The organism is Enterobacter sp. WCHEn045836, from assembly GCF_003965585.1.
GTDB lineage: Bacteria > Pseudomonadota > Gammaproteobacteria > Enterobacterales > Enterobacteriaceae > Enterobacter > Enterobacter dissolvens.
Map to the genome: position 1 here is coordinate 328,410 of NZ_RXPT01000002.1, position 19,404 is coordinate 347,813.

The window sequence follows — 19,404 nt, forward strand, 5'->3', positions numbered from 1 at the left end:
CCAGGCTGATGATGACCCTCAACCTGATGGACAGCATATGAACACTTTCACCCATGCCCGCCAGCAAGCCCAGCTCTCTTTTATTGCCTCAGCAGAGAATATTGTTGTCGGTGACAGCCGCCATTGCCCGATGGCCCCTGAGAAATTAATGCAGCTTTCGTCTTCCGATCCCTGCGTCGTTGAATGCTTTGATGGCGGCCTTACCGCTCAGGTCCTGCATCTGTGTATTGAGGGCAGACACTACACCCTCAAGCAGAAACGACACGAGGCGCTGGTGCGAAATACCGATGGCCAGACCTCGTTCCTCAATGAAGTACAGAGACGGGCTGATTTCACCCGGCTCAAAAACGATCCGTTGTGGGCGGGACGATTCGATCACATCGTACCGACGATTTATGCCAACTTTCGCCAGGGGATTATTCTCTCGCCCTGGCTGCCGGGCCACTCGCCAGAAAAGGTCGATGAAGATCTGTTTGAACAGGTTTTATCAACGCTAATGGCATGCGAAGAGGCCGGTCTTATGGAGTGGGATTTGTGTCCCGGCAATCTTCTTATGGATAACGGACATCTCTGGTTATTCGATTTCGGGTATATGTATCCTTTCCAGCCTCTGCAGAGCTACAACAGCAATGGCCTGCAGGATCCCCTCTTTCACGCCTGCGAGCGTTTTGAAACCCGCTTTTTCTTCGGAAGGCTGCTCGAAGAAAATCAGCCTGAAGCCGTGCAACTGTCGCAGTATCATGCCCTGAAAACAGTGGCCCTGAAGCATTATCGCCATAAAAGAGAAAAACTGGCGTCGCAAGGCGCGGATGCGGCGGTGCTCGTCTGGCTGGATGCGATTATTACCCGCTGGCAACAGGCACTGCGTGATAATCAAAGCCTGCAGCGCGGTTTCACCATTGAGGCGTTTCGCTCACACGTTCTGGATGTCGAGGATGATTTACATGGGCAAAGCTGTACGCCACTGACCCTGAAAAGGATTGAGTACATTACTCAGTCGATCCAGGCGTGTTACGAGGTGCTTAACGAAGGCGGCGCGCTTTTTTACGATAATAAAGGTAAAAGTCAGAGAGCGTTACTGGCGCAATATCAACGCAAACGTCAGCTCGCCTGTGACGCTATGCAGCCACAGTATAAGCGCTGAGAGTGACCCGCAGAAACAGCATCCGCAGGAAGAACCTGCGGATGTCTGAGCCTTATTCCTCGTCCTGCTGACTGATTTTCAAATCAATTATGCGTCCAATCTGGTCATGATAGACCGTCAGTAAATTGTACTGACTCATCTCTGAGATGATTTGCGGCGTCACGTTAAAGCTGCGGGCCAGCTCGTCGTGCTTAAGCGATGCTGCGCGGCGATGTCGTCTCGCATGCGCGCGGCGGCGATTATATTGATACCACAGAATCAGCAACCAGCCGTTGAGCGCGGCAATCAGCAAATAGATCAGCACCGTCTTAAAGGAGGCAATAATGACTCCCCAGCGGTAGTCGCTCTCGTTGGTTATCTGCATCCACAGGTTGGCATAGAGGAAAAACAGAAATCCACCCCAGGCCAGCAGGGTTAACGCTGCATCAAAAAGCCGGGGCACCAGCCGATGTTCAGTCAGGATTAACGTATTCTCGTTCATTGAATGCTCCCTTTTCCTCTGTCCGGACTGATCCAGCGCGCGCGTGAGCGCTGGCGTTTAAGCATGACCTTCGGGAAGGCGACGAGGGTGGTGAACAGGCCGATCATCCAGTACACCATCGGAAACCAGATGATCCAGAAGAGCGAACTCGCCACGTTGCGTTCATAACGTCGCTCAATGTACAAACTGACGAGGAACTGCAGCACACACATGATCCCCAACAGGAGTCCGGTGAATTCCGGCGGGAACAGGCTCGTGACGGTCAGATTTGCCGGAAGCGGCGTGAGGGTGCTGATGATAAATAACAGCACCGTCACCGCATACGCGAACGCCCACAGCGTTGACAGGGCGTACTCTAAAAACAGCGGCCACATGCGATGATGTTCCCAGCGCACGATCTTGCGAAGATTGACCAGGAACACCTCCGCGCCGCCCTGGGCCCAGCGCAGGCGCTGTTTCCACAGCCCTTTTAACGTCTCCGGCATCAGGATCCAGCACAGCGCGCGCGGTTCGAAAAAGATATCCCAGTGGCGAAGCTGAAGCTTCCAGCTGATGTCGATATCTTCGGTGATCATATCCGGGCTCCAGTAGCCCACGTCCGCCAGCGCCTGACGGCGAAAGGCCGCAATGACGCCTGAGACGGTAAAGACCCGGCCATAGATCCGCTGCGTGCGTTTGATGAGCCCAATGATGGAGGAGAATTCGCCCACCTGAATGCGGCCAATTAACGTGGAGCGCGTACGAATACGCGGGTTCCCGGTCACGGCGCCCACGTGGGGATAGTGGATCAGCGGGGCAACCAGATAAGCGGCGGTATCGCGATCGAGCAGGGCATCGCCATCAATACAGACCAGAAGATCCCCCCGGGCCGCCGCTGCGCCCGCTTTCAGCGCCACGGCTTTCCCCTGATTCTCCGCCAGATGGATGACGCGCAGACGCGGCTGCTCCTGCGCCAGCTGTTGCAGCACCTGCGCGGTGTTATCTGACGAACCATCGTTGATGGCGATAACCTCAATATTCGGGTAACGCTGGGCCAGCGCGGCACCGATCGTCTCCCGGGCGTTTCGCTCCTCATTGAAACAGGGAATGAGAATCGAAATTAACGGATCGCCCTCTAACGTCGGGGCAGGCGTTTTTCTGTTCCATGACCAGTGTCGTTCAAGCTGAAACCAGAAATAGAGCCCCCCGGTGATCCAGAACACGGACATGAACAGGGGCCAGAAGAAGACAAAATCCAGAATCAGTTCGCCGGTAAAGAGGGCGGCCACGCCTAATGGCAACCCGAATACCAGGCATAAAATTGAGAAGGCAATAAGGCGATCAGTCATTGTCAGGATACCAGTACGAAGAGAATTCAGGCCTGATACGGGACATATCAGGTTGGTTATGGATGAAATCGTCGGGGTAGTAACCGTAATGTTTGCTGCCGTTAAGCTGGAGCACGCGCATCCACTCCACCAGACGACTGTCGGGTACGGCGCGTTGCGGTGTCTGCGCCCAGTCACGGGCCTGCAGCTCAAAAATGGTTTTATTCAGCGCGCCGGGGCGTTCGGCGACGGTCTTAACCAGACGCGTTAGCCAGGCGTTGCTCTCGTCAGCCGGGACGGACTCCATCAGCGGCATGGCCATTGGCACCGTCCAGTCATACTCCGCCAGGAAGTCATCAAGATTTTGCGCAAACCACGCTTCGCTCGCCGGGTCGAGGATTGGCAGGGCGAACATATTGCGCGCGGTTTTTATCTGCGGGCCACGGATGTGCTTCACCGCCAGGCTCAGGGCGTGGGTAAACCCGATCAGCGTCTGGCTTTTCTGACGCGTCGTCTGCTGCCCGGCGTCGTCCACGTCCGTGAGCACCGCATCGTCATGGAACAAGATGCCGTTGAAGCTGGCATAGCGGGCCAGGTCTTCATAGATTTCGGTCACCTGCTGGCGAACCTGTGGGTCCCACGGCGAAAGTCGGGTATAGGGCTCGGTGGCGACGCGCACCTGGCCCGTTTGACGATCCCGGCGCTGCACGCGCGGCAGGGCAGGGGAGAGATCGAACGAGAGAACCGGCATCCACGCGTAGACTTTTACGCCCGCGCGGGTTTGCAGTTGCCAGGCGACAAAGTTGAAGAGATCGGCACGCACGGGCAGCTGGCGGTTGGGGAAATAGAGCGCCTTAATCGTGCCGTTGCCGAGGGGATCAGAAAACGCCTGCAGGAAAACATGGCTGATTTTCATGTCATAGACCCGCTGGATCAGCATGTTGATATTTTTGGTCTGCTGAGCCGGATCGGGATCATAAACGTAGTCCAGATCCACGTGCATGACGCGCACAGGATCGGTCTCCTGGATCTGCGCGATGCTGCTGGCAAAAGATTTGAGCGAAGGGTTCCCGGAGATCAACAGGCGCGGGATGTTGTCGAGGTGACGCACGTCTGCCAGCCCGTCCTCAAGGGTAAAGGCCAGCTGATAACCCTGCTGTCTGGCAATGGCGAGCGACGTGCCGTTGGCAGCGCCATAAGGCCACACCCAGGCGCGCGGCGCTTTGCCCGTCACCTGCGCGATTTTTTCGGTGACTTTCCGTACGTCATCGCCGATGCGCTGGCTGAACTGCTGGTCAGTTTCGTAGCGCCCTGTCGCGTTATCGTAAAAGCGGCTGGCAATGGCCGGTTCGCGGCTTCCCTGCGGATTGGCCGGTATGCCGTAATGTGAGGCCCAGGTATGTGAACCAATCTCAATCAGCGGGGACTGGCTTAACTCGCGCACCATGTCCCACGTCGCGAAGCGATCGCGGGGGGTCATCAGACCGCCAAAATTCACTTTTTGCTGTGCTGGCGTATCCACCCAACTGCCGACCGGAGCCCACAGCGCCGGCACATTCCAGGCCTGGAGCAGCGGCCAGACGCGGGTGTAAAAGCTGCTGTATCCGTCGTCAAAACTGAGCAGAAAGGCTTTCGGCGGCAGCGTTTTTTTACCGTCATGGGCATCCAGAATATCCTGCACGCTGATGGCGTTATACCCGTTATGCACAAGCCAGCTTATCTGCTCGTTTAAAGCGCTGGTCCGTACGGAGAGGTAGCGCTGATCGGCGGCATCATCTTCCACATCGTGGTAGGCCAGCACGAGAAACTGATTCTTTGGCCAGGGTTTACTGGCTTCCGGCTGAGGTCTCTCGTGGGGCGAAACAAACGAAAGGGCCTGTGCGCAGACGCTCGCGCTGAGGCATAACCAGCCGATGATGAGCAGGCCCACACGAAAACGAATGTTCAACATATTCATCCTTAAAACCGTAAAGTCGCATCGAAGGTGACGGAGAGATTGCTTTCTCGTTTACCGTCGTAAGGGCGCTTATCCCAGTTCAACATCACGCCGGTATCGACGACGTTGTTCCATTGAACGCGTTGCCCGTAGCCGAGCAGCGTGATGGCGCCGGCGGACTGATTTTTCTGCCAGTAACCTCCGGCTCCGGCGACCAGCTGCTGGCTCCAGAGGGTGTCGTAATAGCGGTACAGCTGATGATCGACGGACAACGCAGCCGTCGCGGACAGATCCCGCTCGGGGTTGTAATAGAGCGTATCCCGCAGGCTATTCGTGCTGGCGGAGATGCCCGGTTCAAGATCCAGCGTCAGGGTCGGCGTTTGCCAGAGCCGCTCCTTGCCGGTGAGGGTGTACTCCTGTCGGCGGTTATGGTCGGAAAAATGGCTGACTGCGGCGCTGAGTTGATACTCGCGACGCTCGTTCTGATACCAGCGCACCCAGCCTTCCGCGCGGTCTGCACGGATCCCATTGCGTAACGCCCGCAACGGCGTGGTGCGTGATACCCGTTCAAGGCTGCCGCCAGATTGCCAGCGATCGTTCAGACTGTACTGACCGGAGAGGCGAGCGCCAGGTGTGCTGGTGCCGTGATAACGGTTGCCGGAGAGCTCCGCTTCAAGCCAGATATCCCGGGACCGCCATTCGACGCCACCAACGAGATGGCGGCTGGTGCCTTTACCTTTGTCAAACTTGCCTTCTGCAAAGCGGGTGCCGCCAAACAGTCGCCAGTTATCGGCGACTGGTGGACCATAGAGCGTGGCGTCCCAGTTCAGATCGTGAGTCCCGCTGACCGGGTTGTCGGAGTGCAATCCCTTGCCTGCGTTCAGACGCAGTTCAGACATATGATGTACATTTCTGAGCCTGTCCAGGCGCTGGACGCTGCGATCGCGTGGCGCACGGACGAGCAGATCGTCGGTCAGGAGTTCCATTTGTCGCCACTCCTGCAGATCCATCGCGACGTAAGCCTGCTGCTTCTCCAGCTCTGTATTTGAGGGCTCCAGTACTTCCGCCATTTTGAGCTTTTGCTCTGCCGCACGTGACAGGCCGCGGGCCTGAAGCAGGGCGGCATAATCAATCTGTAGCCCCTGATTGCCGGGCGCCGTGGCGGCCAGACGGTGCGCCAGTGCTCCGGCTTCCGGCAGGGCATTTGTTGCCAGCAAATACTGAAACGTGAGCGACTGGCCGATAAGCCATTGATCGTTGGGTTGGGCGGTTGGCGAACCGAAATCGTAGCGGGTCCAGGAGGCGTGACGGGTTATCCGCTCGACATACTGACGGGCGGCCTGATACTGCCCGGTATCCAGCCAGGCATAGAAAAGCTGATGCTGTTCGTCCTGCGGGTTACGCGCATAGTCAGGATACTTTTGCAGGAGTGCCAGGGCTGCATCGGCGTTTTGCTCCTGCAGATACGCGGAGATGACCCAGCCGATTGCCCAGCCCGGCACCGGATGGTGCGCTGACGTCAGCGCGTGATATTCAGCGATCACCTGCGGATAATCACCCTGCGCATACAACGCACCAAGGCGGTCGACGCGGGCGCGAATGATATCTTCTGCCGCCTGCGGTTCGTGTTGCCAGCGGGCAAGCAGAGCGTCATAGCGATTCAGTGCGGCTTGCGCCAGACGCAGGCGCTCTTTTTCCGTACGGCCAGGCACATCAGCCAGGCGTACCTGTTCGGCGGCGGCGTTAAGTTCAAGCTGGCGTTGTTGTGCCGGAGGCAGAGCAATACCCTGTGACAGCCGCAGGGCAGGCGTACTGACCCGGTTATCGTTCAGGTCGTCGATGAGCGCGCTGAGCAGTGCTTGATTCTCGGGGGCGCTCTTCAGGGCGCGGGTGTCCGCTAATAGACGATCCCAGCTTTTCCCCTGGCGTAAGTACACATAGGCGAGCGTCTCCAGGTTTATCTGGCTGGGGTGCGCTGTTACCCGCTTTTGCGCTTCCTGCAGGGCCAGTTGATCCATGCGGGCATCGGCCAGCGTTTTGATATACCCGACACGGTAGTCGTCATGTTCCGGTGCAAGGCTACAGGCCTGTTTCCAGAGTGCGAGCGCAGGTTGCCACTGCTTTTGATTTCTCCAGGATTGCGCGGCTGCGGCAACGCCACGGGCGGGGAGTGGCATATAGACGTTATAACGCAACCATACCTGAATAACCTCGTCATCGCGTCCTGCCCAGGAGGCAACCTGCAGCCAGTCTGCAACTTGTTCAGGCGTCAGGGCATGCTGTTGTTGATAACGCTGCAGGTAATGGAGAAACGAAGTGTAATTACCATTACGCGCCTGCTGAATCTGTTGGTCATATACGGATTCGGCAGCCTGAACCAGAATGGGAAACAGTAATAGCAGACACAATAATTTTGGGGCGCGGTAAAAGAATAAAGTATTGAAGCGAAGTGATCTTTCCATATCTATTTGCCATTTGTTTATCATAAATCCATTGCGCAACACGGCCGCCTTTATACGTAGTGTTAAAGGCCATAAATGAGAGCGTAAAATGTGAATGCAGTTACGTTATGAGGTACTTACTTAAAGGTAATTATGGATCCTTATCGTCATGGACCGGGTGAAAGGTAATGTACACCTGATATGTTGACGGATAAATATGTTGAAAAGCCGGCTTGTTGTTTTGAGATAATTCTGTATTCAGGTGATTTTTATGATTATTTTGAATGGATATTATATTTGTAATGCTTTGATATATAATGTATTTATTTTTATTGTGACGTTTTTGTTTATATTTTTAATGCGCCTTTGCTGCATAAATTAAAGTACTTTCCGGTGCATGTTTGGGAAGTTTCGTGACAAAAATTCTTAATATCTTGAGAGGTGACTTTTCTGCGATTGTTTTTTACTTATAATTAATAGCAGACATTGAGTGATAGTCTATGGGAAGTCTTGCAAATCAATGTGTGTGTCGAGGGATGATCAAAGCCAGAATACATTTATCGTTCATATAAAAGCGCTATAAAACGAAGGCGTCTTCTTTCTGAAGGGTCGTTCTTGCTTTAATCTAAAAGGGATGGTTAGTGGCAACTTCAATAGTGTTAGTGACACAGGATCGCTACCTCGTCAGGGGAATGAGGATATTTTTTCCGGATATAATCCTGCTGGATTCGATTGACAGAAAGATATTTGATAACAGTGCAGATGAATATTCTGTGCTGATTGACAGTCGTTCACCGCTCCGTCTGTATGATTATCTGATACGCCATCCGGCCAGAACGAGAAAAACAATCGGCTGCGTGATGCTCGATATGCGGCACCGGGAGGAGAATCAGCTCAGCATGAAGATGTTTATGAATACTGCGCTTCCGGTGGCTGACATGGCGTCGTTGTTTAATCTGGTGCTGAATATGAAAGGCAGGCGTCTGACAACCAAATGGCTGCTTAACTTACGGCTGAGTACCCATGAAGCGATTATGCTGCGGCTGCTCAGGGCGGGCATGTCAATGGAAGAGGTGGCGGAGGAACTGAACACCTCGATTAAAAGTCTCTACCGCACGCGAACGGCGCTCTCTGAACGGCTGGGGGCGGAGAATTTTAACGAGGCGTGTTTGTTTATCTTTAAAAACAAACTGCTGGATGGAGATGGGAACGATCCCTGATTGGGTCATAAACCAAAAAAAAACCGCCACGAGGGCCGGGTCGACGTAGCGCAACCCGGCACTTCAGCGTTGATATCAATCAGAACGACCAGCGCAGATTAGCGTTAACCGAGTTGACGCGGGTATCGGCACCATATTGCCCCTGATAGCCCACATCCAGCGTCGCAGCACGCGACAGCTGCACGCTCACGCCGATATCACCCACCATCACGTCCTCATCCACGGCCTGACCCTGAGTAATGAACGCGTCGCTGCCCGCAAACGCCATGCGCGAAGAGGTATTCTTATCGCCATAGGCGTGCTGCCAGCCCAACGAACCGTAGAGGTTAACGTTCTTCGGCAACGCGGTCACACCGCGCACCCCGAGGGTGGAATAGAAGGTGTTCATGGTTTCATTACGTACGCTCAGCGCGGCGGCACCGCCGTCCTCTCTGAAACTGTCGGTATGCAGTCGGATCCAGGAGAGGTTAACAAAGGGCTCGACATTCATCTCTGGCTGGCCGAAACGGTAACCCGCTTCGGTGAACGCCAGCAGCGAGTTGGCGTCGTAATCTGACTTCAGCCGATCCGAGAAGCCGCTGAAATCAACGTTGCGCTCGCCTTCGATCTTGTGCCAGGTGTAACCCAGCGCGCCGCGAAGGGAGAACGCATCCTGTTGACCCGCTGCATACAGGCCGAGGTGATAGTTGTCGGTATCCGTTGAGGAACGACGGCTGTCGACGTCGTAATCCCCGCGGCTGTAGCCGAAGTAGCCACCGACACGCACGTTATGGTCCGCCAGCTTGCGATCTGCCCCCAGCAGGAAACCGGTGGTGTTGCCGTCCAGCTTGCCCACGTTACCGTCGCCGCTGTTTCGGCTCCAGGAGCCGAAGGTCTGGCCCCAGACGCCATTGTTTTGCGGCTCCGGCTGCTGCACCAGCGACATTGCTAGCGGTGGTATCGGCAGGCTGTCGTTATCAAACGCGCGCTGCATCCGCTGGTTTAACACGTTAAACACCTGCGTGCTGCCGGCGATCAGGTTGGATTGCATCGAGGGATACACTTCACCGGAGAGCTGGTTGAACGCTTCGCGCGCTTCCGGCGCGCTCAGCACCAGCAGCGAGTTATACAGCGCAAGCGACGGGCCGCTTTGCGTCAGCGTGGAGAGCGCCCCGGCGGTATTCCACTGGTTGCTGCTCCTGGCCACGGTCTGGAAAATCCCTGGCTTGCCGCTGCCAGGATTTTCTCCGCCGGGGTTTTCACCGCCCGGATTCTCACCGCCCGGGTTTTCGCCTCCAGGGTTTTCTCCTCCTGGATTCTCACCGCCCGGGTTTTCGCCGCCGGTCTCTTTCTGCGCGATGGTCAGATCGACGGCGTTAGTGCTCTGCTTGAGCGCCACGTCCAGGAAGGCGGATTTGGATATTGCTCCGGCGAACTGACCGTCAATGCCCCCGTCGGAAGTTAAAATGCGATAGCTTTGTCCCGTTTTATAGCTGGTTTGCGGATCCAGCGCGGTGACCTGTACTTTAGCCAGATCGCTGATGGTGGTTTTGCCCGATACCAGCAGTTGGTCGCTGCGGCCATCTCCCGCGATATCAACGTCATAGAAAGACTCGCCCACAAAATTCAGATAGCGTTTCAGCGTCAGCGTGCCGATATCGCCATCCCCTGGTGAGATATGCCCACCGGACAGGATCTCGGTCTGGCCCAGCGTACCGTTGCCGCCCAGCGTGCCACCGGCCTTGATTGACGCGGCGCTGCTGTAACCCAGCCCATTGCTGACGTCTGAACCCGCCGTCGCGTTGAGGATCAGCGTACCGCCGTTCTCAGCACTAAGGGTCTGAATCTCAAAAATATCGTCTTCTGGCTGGGTGTTGATGTTGCTGGCAATAATGACTTTGCCACCGCGTGCGGTCACGTTCGCCTGAAGCGCTGAAAGATCGCCGTTCAGCGTTGTCTGCCCGGAGGTATTGATCACCTCACCTTCGCCACTCATCTTGTTGCTGAAGACGTAGTTTTCGTCGGTATGGTTGAAGTAGACATAGCTGCCGAACAGCCCGCCGCGCAGGCTGATTGCTGTCTTCGCATCGAGGGTACCCGCGCCGCCTGCCGTACCAAGCGTTGGCTCAGTTATACCCGTGCCGGTATCCATGTTGCCGCGGCTGCCGATGATGAGCGCCCCCCGGTTCGAACCGGAGCCCGATGTCCCTACAATCAGCGCATTGCTGCCGGCGGAAAATGAACCGCCGTCAATAACCGACAGCACGCCATTGCCATAATCGCCCACGCTAACGCTGCTGTCGCTGGTAAAGCGCGAGTCTTTGCCCGCAATAACCAGCTCGGCGGTTTTCCCTGCCCCGGAGACGCCCGCCACCTGCACGCCGCCCACGTTAACCGCTCCGCCGTTCAGCACGTCCAGGTCGCCATTCAGCGTCAGCGTACGGCCAACATTCCACTGTGAGCCGCTCCCCGTGACGGTGGCTTTCGGGCTCAGCGTGTCGGTTTCATCCGGCCCGGTACCATTGCCGATGCGCGCATCGTAGGTGGTATCGAGCGCCGCGCCATCTTCAATCGCCAGCGTGGAGCGTGCGCCCAGATCGGGGCCTACGCTAAGAAAATTACTGGTCACGCGAGAGCCGGCACCCGTGGCGATAAGGTGGCTGTCGTAGCCGCGGGTGGTGCCGACAACGATCTCTTTTGCACTCGCCAGCGCGCCCTCTTCGACTCGCAGGGTGCCGAGGCCAAGATTCAGGTCGCCGCGCAGGACGTACTGATCGTTCACCGCCTTAAGCTCAGCGTTTGGCCCACGGACCGTGACCACGCTTTCATAAATTTGGCCGTTGAACAGCCGACCGATATTGATGTTATAAGCGGTGATTTTGCCATTATCGATCAGCAGGTTTCCGCGTTGATTGCGTCCAACGTAAACGTCTCCGGTGTAACCCAGCGTTTCGGTAATACGCGTGTCACCATCAAAAATGGCATCGGCTGCACGTGCGAAATCGGCAGGTGAAAGCAGTAACAGCGGCGCGGAAAATAGAGCGAGGTAAAGTCTGGAAAGCGGCGTCTTAACCGCTAAAGAATGCGATGTAGAGTTATTCACGGGTTATCTCCGTACTCATTAGCGTGATGTCTGGAAAATCGGTTTTAAATGAAAAATCAGATACGACAGAAAAAGTTAAAGGCGTAATATGTGTACGCCTTTTGATGTGAAGTTAATTATTTATGGGTGACCACAGGTGTACAGGTTGGCGCGCTCAGCGTCGGGGCGGATCCTAAAATCCCTGGCATCATCATCGATGAGCAATCGAAAATACGGCCTTTTTCCGTTGTCGCGCGATAAGACAGCTTTTGCCCTCCCAGTGCATCCGGTTGGGCGCCATTAACATTGGTCACGGTTATTTCATCCGATGAGCCCAGCCCCAGCATTTTAGCGGTTTCCGCCTGCAGGAGTGGAATGGCCTGATCGGTTTTCAGCGTGGAACAACCGGCTAGCATCAACGTAACGGTTAAAAAGAGTAGTGGCTTTTTCATAAATTATCCTTTATATCCAATCAGTTAATTTCGCTGATTGTATTTATGTTTTCTATTACTCAAATCAGCGAATAATATATTTCCCTTTCCTAATCGAAAAAACCCTCCTAAAGTAGGGTGGGTAGATAATAATTCATCCGTACTCTCTAATATGCGAAGGTAAAAGGAGGATCCTTTGGGGCAGAATTATGCGTTGGTCGTTGATGACCATCCATTGGTAGCAAGCGGCATCGCCAATTTTCTGATTACACATTGCCGATTTAAGCAGGCGAGTGTGGTGACGAATGAGGATGATTGCTACCGTCAAATTAGGGATAATGGCCCGCCACGTTTGCTGGTAATCGATTTTTGGCTCTCGTCCGGAACCGCGTTGAAATTACTCAAAGAAGTCAAACAACTTTACCCACAGGTAAGGCTCCTGGTGGTTAGCGGGGATGATAATAATGATATCTGGCAGAAAGTTCACGCCGCCGGTGGGCACGGTTTCGTATTGAAAAGCGAGCCACCTGAAATTTTTTCGCGGGCCGTTTTTGCCCTCACTGATAATCTCACCTGGTTTCCTGAGGGAAACGAATTTTCCGTTGAATCGAATAATGAGAAGTTAAGTAAATTTAACTTAACGCCGCGCCAAATAGACGTGTTAAATATGATTATGCGCGGCCTGCCAAATAAAAGAATCGCCGCGCAACTTTCTATTTCTGAGCCTACAGTCAAAGAACACATCAGCAATATATTGAAAAAGATAGGCGTTAACAGTCGGGTCGAAGCCATCACGCTTCTGCATGGCAAACGGGAACAGTCGGAATGAGATTTTTACAGAGCTTACAGAACGCTGGCATCTCTCCTCCCGCGCAGATCCGTTTGCTAAACAATACCTTTTTGCGGCTGGTGTTCAGCTTCAGCGCTGTCCCTTTCGTCGGCATTCCTTTCGCCATCTGGATTAATTTGCTGGGCGACGAACTCGGCCCAACCATTACCTGGATAATTATTTACCTGCTATGTGCCGTGGCGATCCGAATATTGCACCGACGCTACCAGCGCGAAGCGAAAGAGCATGATGAAGCGGATGTCCTGCGCCGCTGGCTGCCACGTATAAATAAGATCGCTTTAATTCACGGGCTGGGGATTTCATCTCTCTATTTAATTACTCCGCAGACGCAGAACTTTGACTTTTTCCTGCTCCTGAATATCAGTATTGCCGCCATCGTTGCCGCCAATGCGACGCATCTGACGCCGGTCATCAGCACCTTTACGTGCTTTTTCTTCGCCTCCTGGGGGGTACTGAACCTTGGCATTATCTGGCGGCTGGACGATCTGATGTTCATTGTGCTGATGTTGAACCTGCTGTACGGCTTCGCCATTTACCGCCATGCGTTAACGTCGCACGCGTTCTTCATTCAGCAGGCGCTGCTTGAGGAAAAAAGCTCACGCCTGGCAGAACAGTTTCGCCAGGCCAAAGAGGAAGCCGAGCAGGCGCTGCTGGATAAAAATCAGTTCCTGACGACCGCCAGCCACGACCTGCGTCAGCCGGTACACGCCATGGGGTTTCTGATCGAAGCGATTATCCACCGAAACCGGGACGACAGTCTCACACCCCAGCTGCTTGATCTGCAGCAGAGCGTCCGCTCGGTGCATTTGATGTTCAATTCCCTCCTTGACCTCAGCAAGATTGAATCCGGGAATGTGCTTACTGCCCCTGCCAGAGTGGACATTGGCGCGCTGCTCGACTCGGTGATCACGCTGTTTCGCGAAGAGGCCAACAGCCGCGCACTCAGGCTGCGCACCTGGCGGCCTAAACGCCGCATCTACGTGATGGGCGATCCGCTGCTGGTGCGACAATCCCTGATTAACCTGATTCAAAATGCCCTCCGCTACACGCTACAGGGCGGCGTGCTGGTCGCCATTCGACCGCGCGGTGACGGGTGTATGGTGGAGGTGTGGGACACGGGTGTTGGTATTGCCGATGACGAGAAAGGTAAAATCTTCTCACCTTACTACCGCCCCGAACTGGCCTGGAAGATCGACAGTGCAGGACACGGGCTGGGTCTGGCCGTAGTTGCCCGCTGTGCCAAGCTGATGAAGGTGAAGTACGGGATGCAATCCATTGAAGGTAAAGGTTCACGCTTCTGGATGCGCTTCACCCAATATGCTGGCGACGAGAGCGCGCCGGAGATGCGGCCCGCCTATGACCACATCGCCACGCCGGTACGCTATACGCCGCTGCACGGTTCCTGTCTGGTCGTTGATGACGACCCGCTGGTGACGTCTGCCTGGGAGAGCCTGATGAGCATCTGGGGAATCAACGTGCGCTGTGCGGCCTCCGCTGAAGAAGCGTTCGCTATCATCGACGATGGCTTTACGCCGTTTGCCGTATTGTGCGACCAGCGTCTGCGATCCGGTGAAAGCGGCTTCGACATCCTGAAAGCGCTTTTTGAACGTCTGCCGGACATGAGCGGCGCGATGGTCAGCGGCGAATTTAATTCGCCGGTTCTGCTGGAGGCGGAGCAGGAAGGGTACATGGTGCTACGCAAGCCTCTGGAGCCGGCTAAACTGCATGCGCTGCTGACACAGTGGTCCGGGAGTCGTGGATAGAAGAATAGGCAGCAGCAGCGTTAAGCTTCACTGCCTGCTCCCGGTCGCCAGGCTGTAAGGCCCGCTAGCTCGCGCTGTCCTGCACGTTTTTTGTACCGGGTAGATGTCAGTTTTCGAGCGTATACTCTAAGATATGTTCAACGAGTTGATATAAATATAAATTTGACGAATATCGTCAGGTAGCGATTTATCCGTCAAATTAAGTTAAACTTCGTCCCAGGTTCAGTGAGTTATGGGACTGATAACAGAATGACCAGCGAAGAAGCACTTTTAAAATCAGGTTTTAGCAAACAAGATCTTCAAAAGCTAAAAAACAATATTGAGAATTACGGTGGTTCGTTTGATAGCGTAACGCATGATCTGGCCAATCGTTTTAAGGCAATGAAGTGGATAACTATTATTGCCTTCATCATACTGGCTTTAACTCTTTTACTTGCATCTCAGGATACAAGTCTGACACTTGCGATCACGTTATTGATTTTACTACCTTTTATCTGGTATATAACGCCAGCAAAACTTGGCTACAAATCCTGGCGTTATCGTAAAATGCTGACTAATTCTGGGACGGATCGCTGACGGACAACAGATCAAAAACAATCTTAGCTTTCACGCCATAACCAGCTATTTTCATTGTTAGCTGCGGGCGGCTCAGTGTGCTTACCTTTCGGTAATAGTCAGCAGGCAGATATCGAAACAGTCGCCAGGTACCAGGTCGCCGTAACAAGCCAAAAATGGTGTACGCATTAGCGGCCAGTGAGATTGATTTGTAGACGCCTAACCCATTCTCACGACTAAAGCCCATAAACTCAGCTGTAGACATCGCGGCATTCGCGACCAGCCCTTCACTGGTCGTGTTGTGAGTTGCGTAGCGAGCAACTTCTTTACTGATGCTGTTTGCCCCGTCAGTAACCAGTATCGCACCAGCAAGAACCCCGAGAGGGGTCATAGTGCCAATGAGGGTAAGCCCCGCAGCTATTTCAGCACCGGCCAGCACAACACTGACTGCCGAGATCACATATCCAACAATTTTGTTATTCTCTCGGATGAACTCGACTTTAGCGTAAAGTTTGGCTGCCCGCGTTCGTAATAAACGAGCTTGTTCCAGGAGGTTACAGTTTTCTTCTCTCAGAACTTTAACGCATTCCATGCATTCTTCATCTGATTTAGCCCGACGAGCTAACGTAAACTGTTGTTCTATGAGGTCACGAATTTCCTGAATAAACTTCATTCGAGTCAGACTATCGCTGAGATGAAAAGCCGACAGAGTGTTGGCTGTATTTACCAGCTTCCTGGCTTCCATATTCACCATAGTTTCCGCCCAGGCTTTATTTCTTCCACCTGAGTGCATCATGTTAAGTAATGCTGCATCCATTGTAATTTCTCTCCATTGCTTTACCGGCCACTGCTTAGACTGATAAACGACTCCCCATGACAGCCATGCGTACCAACGCACTATATAGTAGCAATGTGGTTACGTGGTCTGAAGCAGAAGTCACTTCACGGATACGTGACGCCACTCTGTTGGGCTTTGTGGGGTTGATATGTGCTTTACAATACTTGAACAGATCGGTGAAGGTCAGGTTTATCTGTTTCTGTGTGACGGTAAACACGCCAATTGCGTACCACCGGGAAGCGGAGGATGGAGGAAAGAAAAGGGCGGTAACTACTTTGCTGACTCAGAAAGCAAAAACCCCCGCCGAAGCGAGGGTTATAAATGAGTGGTGCCGGACTCGGAATCGATGTTTTTATGTATTTCATTGTTATTTATTGGTAATTTCTGATGTGGTGATATTTGTACCCTCATTTGTACCCTCGTTCCCGTCTGGTATGCATCGGAAACTCGAATCTGTGACAAGAAGGGAATACTCGCCTCAGGGTGAAGTGCTGAGGCTTCAATGGTCGTCTTATGGATGGTGACGCTCCCGGTGCGTTACAGCATCCAGTAACAAACCACCAGAAGAAAATCACCGGGGATGCCGGTATTATTCTGACCATAAGTAGGCCTGCCTGGCAAGTGGCTTGTTGAAATCTTCGCAGGTAATAATATTTCCCTTGTGCAGCTTGGTAAATCATCCGGGCTGCTATCTGAATGCCAGTATTACCGGGTAGTGGCGCGTTCAGTCTCTCGACCAGTTCAGAGCGTTTAAAAGTGATTTGCGCTGTCCTCTTTTGAAAGTACTTAAATGCAAATATTTTGTCCTCATAGTGATTACTGTGAAGGTAATAAAACCAGACACCAGGTCACCCGCTGCATCCAGATGTAAAAATATTGATTTTATAACGTTGTATCAGCGTGGACACTAACAAGCCATCAGTTCGATTGATTTATGGGAGTTGACTTGTTCAGGTAAACTGCGCGATTCTGATAAAAACAAAACCCGGGGTAAATCAGGCTCTTTCCTGTTTTTCTGAAATCGCCAGCCATGGCTCTTTGTCTGGTCTGTTTTCTCACATTGTAGTTCTAACACCTCCTCCGGGCAGTATGATTTTGATTACAGTACGTTCACTTGAATGTGCTTTATATAAATATTTGATTATGCACAACCCGTACATGGAGTTCATATGCCTGAGAATCTCTTGCCGTTAAATCCTCGTTTTCCGACTGGGGCAAAATTGCCAGCAAACACAATAACTGAAAAGCTTCCGTTGGAGACAAGACCCGAGGCCTTCTCTCTGCGCATTCACTCAGGCATGCTGGAAACGATGGGGCACAATATGTACTCATCTGTTGCAAAATGCCTCGCCGAGTTTGTTGCGAATGCCTATGATGCTGATGCAGAAAACGTAGAAATCCATATGGATTTTGAACGTATCAACTCAGCAAAAAACATCGTTCGTGCGAATGCTCGCGCTGAGAAGAATGCCGGAACACGCAAAAATGCTTCAGCCGTCTATGACCCACTCCCTTCGGATATCACTATCCGAATTTGCGATGATGGTCACGGTATGGATGCGCATGAAATTCAGAACTGCTTTCTGGCTATCACCCGAAACCGTCGCATAGATGACAAAGGCCAACAAACGCTGCAGACCAGCGAGTCAGGACGCAGAAAAGTGATGGGGCGAAAAGGCGTGGGCAAACTTGCTGGCTTTGGTGCAGCTGAACATATTCGCATTACTAGTAAACGTCAGGGTCAGACATATTCAACTAGCTTTGAAATGGATTATTCGAAGATAAAAAGCACCACTGACTTAAGTAACAACTCCTTTGAGGCTGTATATGTCGAAGACCTGCCAGTGGATGAACATTTTACTGAGGTAGAACTCAGTAACCTGAGATGTGATTCAATGAAATCATCTCCTGATACCATCAATGCGACGTTAGCGAGAACCTTCTGTATCCTCGATCAGGGGTTCTGTATCAAAATTAATGGCACACCGGTACAAGAAGAAGAGATTGACTGGGAGTATACCTATCCGCCAGGAGCCAGCCTGGCAAACATGGGTATAGGTAAAGTTGCCATCGATTCTGACGATGAAGAAAGCTCTATTGAGTTTCAATACATCATTCGTTTTCGGGCTCGCCCCAAAGATCACGGCACCGATGCACAAACCTCGCGAAAAAGAGCCAGTCTGCCTGCAGAACGACGTGGGGCAAGAATTTATGCACATGGCAGGCTTGCCCATGGCCCAAGCTTGTTGGACCTTCACTCAGGTGTACATAACTTCCATGCGCAGGACTACATGGAATGTATCGTCCTCGCTGACTCCGTTGATGAATACGAACACGATTTCATCGTCACCAGTCGCGAAGGGCTTAATAAGGATAATCCTGTCGTTGCTGCACTGTCCCGCCAGGTGACAGAATTGATGAAAACAGCTCTGGGTGAACATTCGAAATATAGGGATGTGGTCATTACCAAAGCGATTGAAGAGGACGAATACACCAAAAGGATCCTTGTCCCTATCCATTCACTTAACGGTAAATCTCAGAGAGCTGCAAAAGAAATTCTCAAGGTGATTGGAAAAGAACATGGTGTTAAAAGTGACATTTACATGGAAATGGCTCCTATCCTGCTCCAGGCTGTAAACTCCAGCGAAGTGCTCACACGTCTGATAGAACTCGAAACCAATCCGGGGAGTATCCGTGAATTGGCGAATTCGATGGCAGATTTGACACGCATGGAGCGAAGCGATCTGCTGAAACTGTACCGCGGACGTAATAAAGCGATTAACGCTCTGCAGAAACTGCATGATGAGGGTAATACAACACGTAAAAACAAAGGATTTGAAAAGGAACTCCATCTTCTGCTCAAAGAAAACCCCTGGCTAGTTGACGTTACCTATTCGAACTTTCTGACAAGCGATCGTCCTATGGGGGATGTCTGCCGTGAGCTCAATCGTGTGCTTGAAATCGACGACAATGCGAGAGTTACGGATGACGAAACACGACCCGATTTGGTTTATGTTGCGGCGAACAGCATCGCCTGTGAGAAAGTGATCATTGTTGAACTCAAGTCACCGGGGATTGATCTGGTAAAAGATCATCTCGAACAATTAACTCGTTACATACGAAAAACCGATCAACATCTACGAACTAAATTCCATGATCGTAAGATTGAAGTAGTGGGTTATTTGATCGGCAAAAAACCTTCTCCCGATTCGAAGGGGGATGGGCAGCAGGACTTGATTTTCGCGATGAGTAATTTCGGCGCCAGTTCTTCAGTAAATGTTATTGATTTGCTTGAACTTGTCATCTCTGCGAAACAGGCGCATGAAGCAGGTATAGACGCACTGCTGAAAGAGGAGCAAGAGGAGGAGTAAGTCAGG

At 52.7% G+C, this 19,404-nt stretch carries 13 protein-coding genes; 6 read left to right on the forward strand and 7 right to left on the reverse strand.

What is annotated here, in order from left to right; genetic code table 11:
- The first annotated feature begins 37 nt into the window (after nt 1-37).
- Nucleotides 38-1,144 (forward strand): phosphotransferase, encoded by a 1,107-nt coding sequence (locus EKN38_RS03985; protein WP_014833253.1) that lies wholly within the window; start codon nt 38-40, stop codon nt 1,142-1,144.
- Nucleotides 1,145-1,196: 52 nt separating this feature from the next.
- Here the strand turns inward: EKN38_RS03985 and pgaD are convergent, their stop codons facing one another.
- The 4 genes from pgaD to pgaA are packed head-to-tail and all read right to left on the reverse strand — an operon-like array spanning nt 1,197 to nt 7,330.
- Nucleotides 1,197-1,625 carry a poly-beta-1,6-N-acetyl-D-glucosamine biosynthesis protein PgaD gene (pgaD, locus tag EKN38_RS03990; protein ID WP_014833252.1) on the reverse strand — a complete coding sequence of 143 codons (429 nt, stop codon included), beginning with the start codon at nt 1,623-1,625 and terminating at the stop codon, nt 1,197-1,199.
- Entirely contained in the window at nt 1,622-2,953 is a 1,332-nt protein-coding gene (gene pgaC, locus EKN38_RS03995; RefSeq protein ID WP_014833251.1) for a poly-beta-1,6-N-acetyl-D-glucosamine synthase, read from the reverse strand. The genes pgaD and pgaC overlap by 4 nt, the downstream gene beginning before the upstream one ends.
- Entirely contained in the window at nt 2,946-4,883 is a 1,938-nt protein-coding gene (gene pgaB, locus EKN38_RS04000) for a poly-beta-1,6-N-acetyl-D-glucosamine N-deacetylase PgaB (RefSeq protein WP_014833250.1), read from the reverse strand. The genes pgaC and pgaB overlap by 8 nt, the downstream gene beginning before the upstream one ends.
- Nucleotides 4,884-4,891: 8 nt before the next feature.
- A complete protein-coding gene (gene pgaA / locus EKN38_RS04005; RefSeq protein WP_014833249.1) occupies nt 4,892-7,330 on the reverse strand; it encodes a poly-beta-1,6 N-acetyl-D-glucosamine export porin PgaA in 2,439 nt (812 codons plus the stop codon).
- Nucleotides 7,331-8,001: 671 nt separating this feature from the next.
- On the opposite strand from pgaA, the gene EKN38_RS04010 reads away from it, so the two are divergent.
- Entirely contained in the window at nt 8,002-8,529 is a 528-nt protein-coding gene (locus EKN38_RS04010) for a LuxR C-terminal-related transcriptional regulator (protein WP_014833248.1), read from the forward strand.
- Between the two features lie 79 nt (nt 8,530-8,608).
- Here the strand turns inward: EKN38_RS04010 and EKN38_RS04015 are convergent, their stop codons facing one another.
- Together EKN38_RS04015 and EKN38_RS04020 are read right to left on the reverse strand one after the other, a co-directional pair.
- Complete coding sequence (locus EKN38_RS04015; RefSeq protein WP_014833247.1) at nt 8,609-11,611, reverse strand: autotransporter domain-containing protein; 3,003 nt, start codon at nt 11,609-11,611, stop codon at nt 8,609-8,611.
- A gap of 116 nt (nt 11,612-11,727) precedes the next feature.
- Complete coding sequence (locus EKN38_RS04020; RefSeq protein WP_013098694.1) at nt 11,728-12,042, reverse strand: lipoprotein; 315 nt, start codon at nt 12,040-12,042, stop codon at nt 11,728-11,730.
- 175 nt (nt 12,043-12,217) lie between these two features.
- Here EKN38_RS04020 and EKN38_RS04025 point away from each other — a divergent pair, with 175 nt between their 5' ends.
- From EKN38_RS04025 to EKN38_RS04035, 3 genes are all read left to right on the forward strand, one after another.
- Nucleotides 12,218-12,850 (forward strand): LuxR C-terminal-related transcriptional regulator, encoded by a 633-nt coding sequence (locus EKN38_RS04025; RefSeq protein WP_014833246.1) that lies wholly within the window; start codon nt 12,218-12,220, stop codon nt 12,848-12,850.
- A complete protein-coding gene (locus EKN38_RS04030) occupies nt 12,847-14,634 on the forward strand; it encodes a hybrid sensor histidine kinase/response regulator (RefSeq protein ID WP_014833245.1) in 1,788 nt (595 codons plus the stop codon). Before EKN38_RS04025 ends, EKN38_RS04030 begins: the two co-directional genes overlap by 4 nt.
- Nucleotides 14,635-14,883: 249 nt before the next feature.
- Nucleotides 14,884-15,210, forward strand: coding sequence for a hypothetical protein (locus tag EKN38_RS04035; protein WP_014833244.1), 327 nt, complete (start codon nt 14,884-14,886; stop codon nt 15,208-15,210).
- Here the strand turns inward: EKN38_RS04035 and EKN38_RS04040 are convergent.
- Nucleotides 15,188-16,006 (reverse strand): DUF4225 domain-containing protein, encoded by an 819-nt coding sequence (locus tag EKN38_RS04040; protein WP_014833243.1) that lies wholly within the window; start codon nt 16,004-16,006, stop codon nt 15,188-15,190. The two genes, EKN38_RS04035 and EKN38_RS04040, sit on opposite strands and share 23 nt — an antisense overlap.
- A gap of 1,190 nt (nt 16,007-17,196) precedes the next feature.
- Between EKN38_RS04040 and EKN38_RS04050 the strand changes: the two genes are divergently transcribed.
- Complete coding sequence (locus EKN38_RS04050) at nt 17,197-19,398, forward strand: ATP-binding protein (protein ID WP_126521657.1); 2,202 nt, start codon at nt 17,197-17,199, stop codon at nt 19,396-19,398.
- Nucleotides 19,399-19,404: the final 6 nt, after the last annotated feature.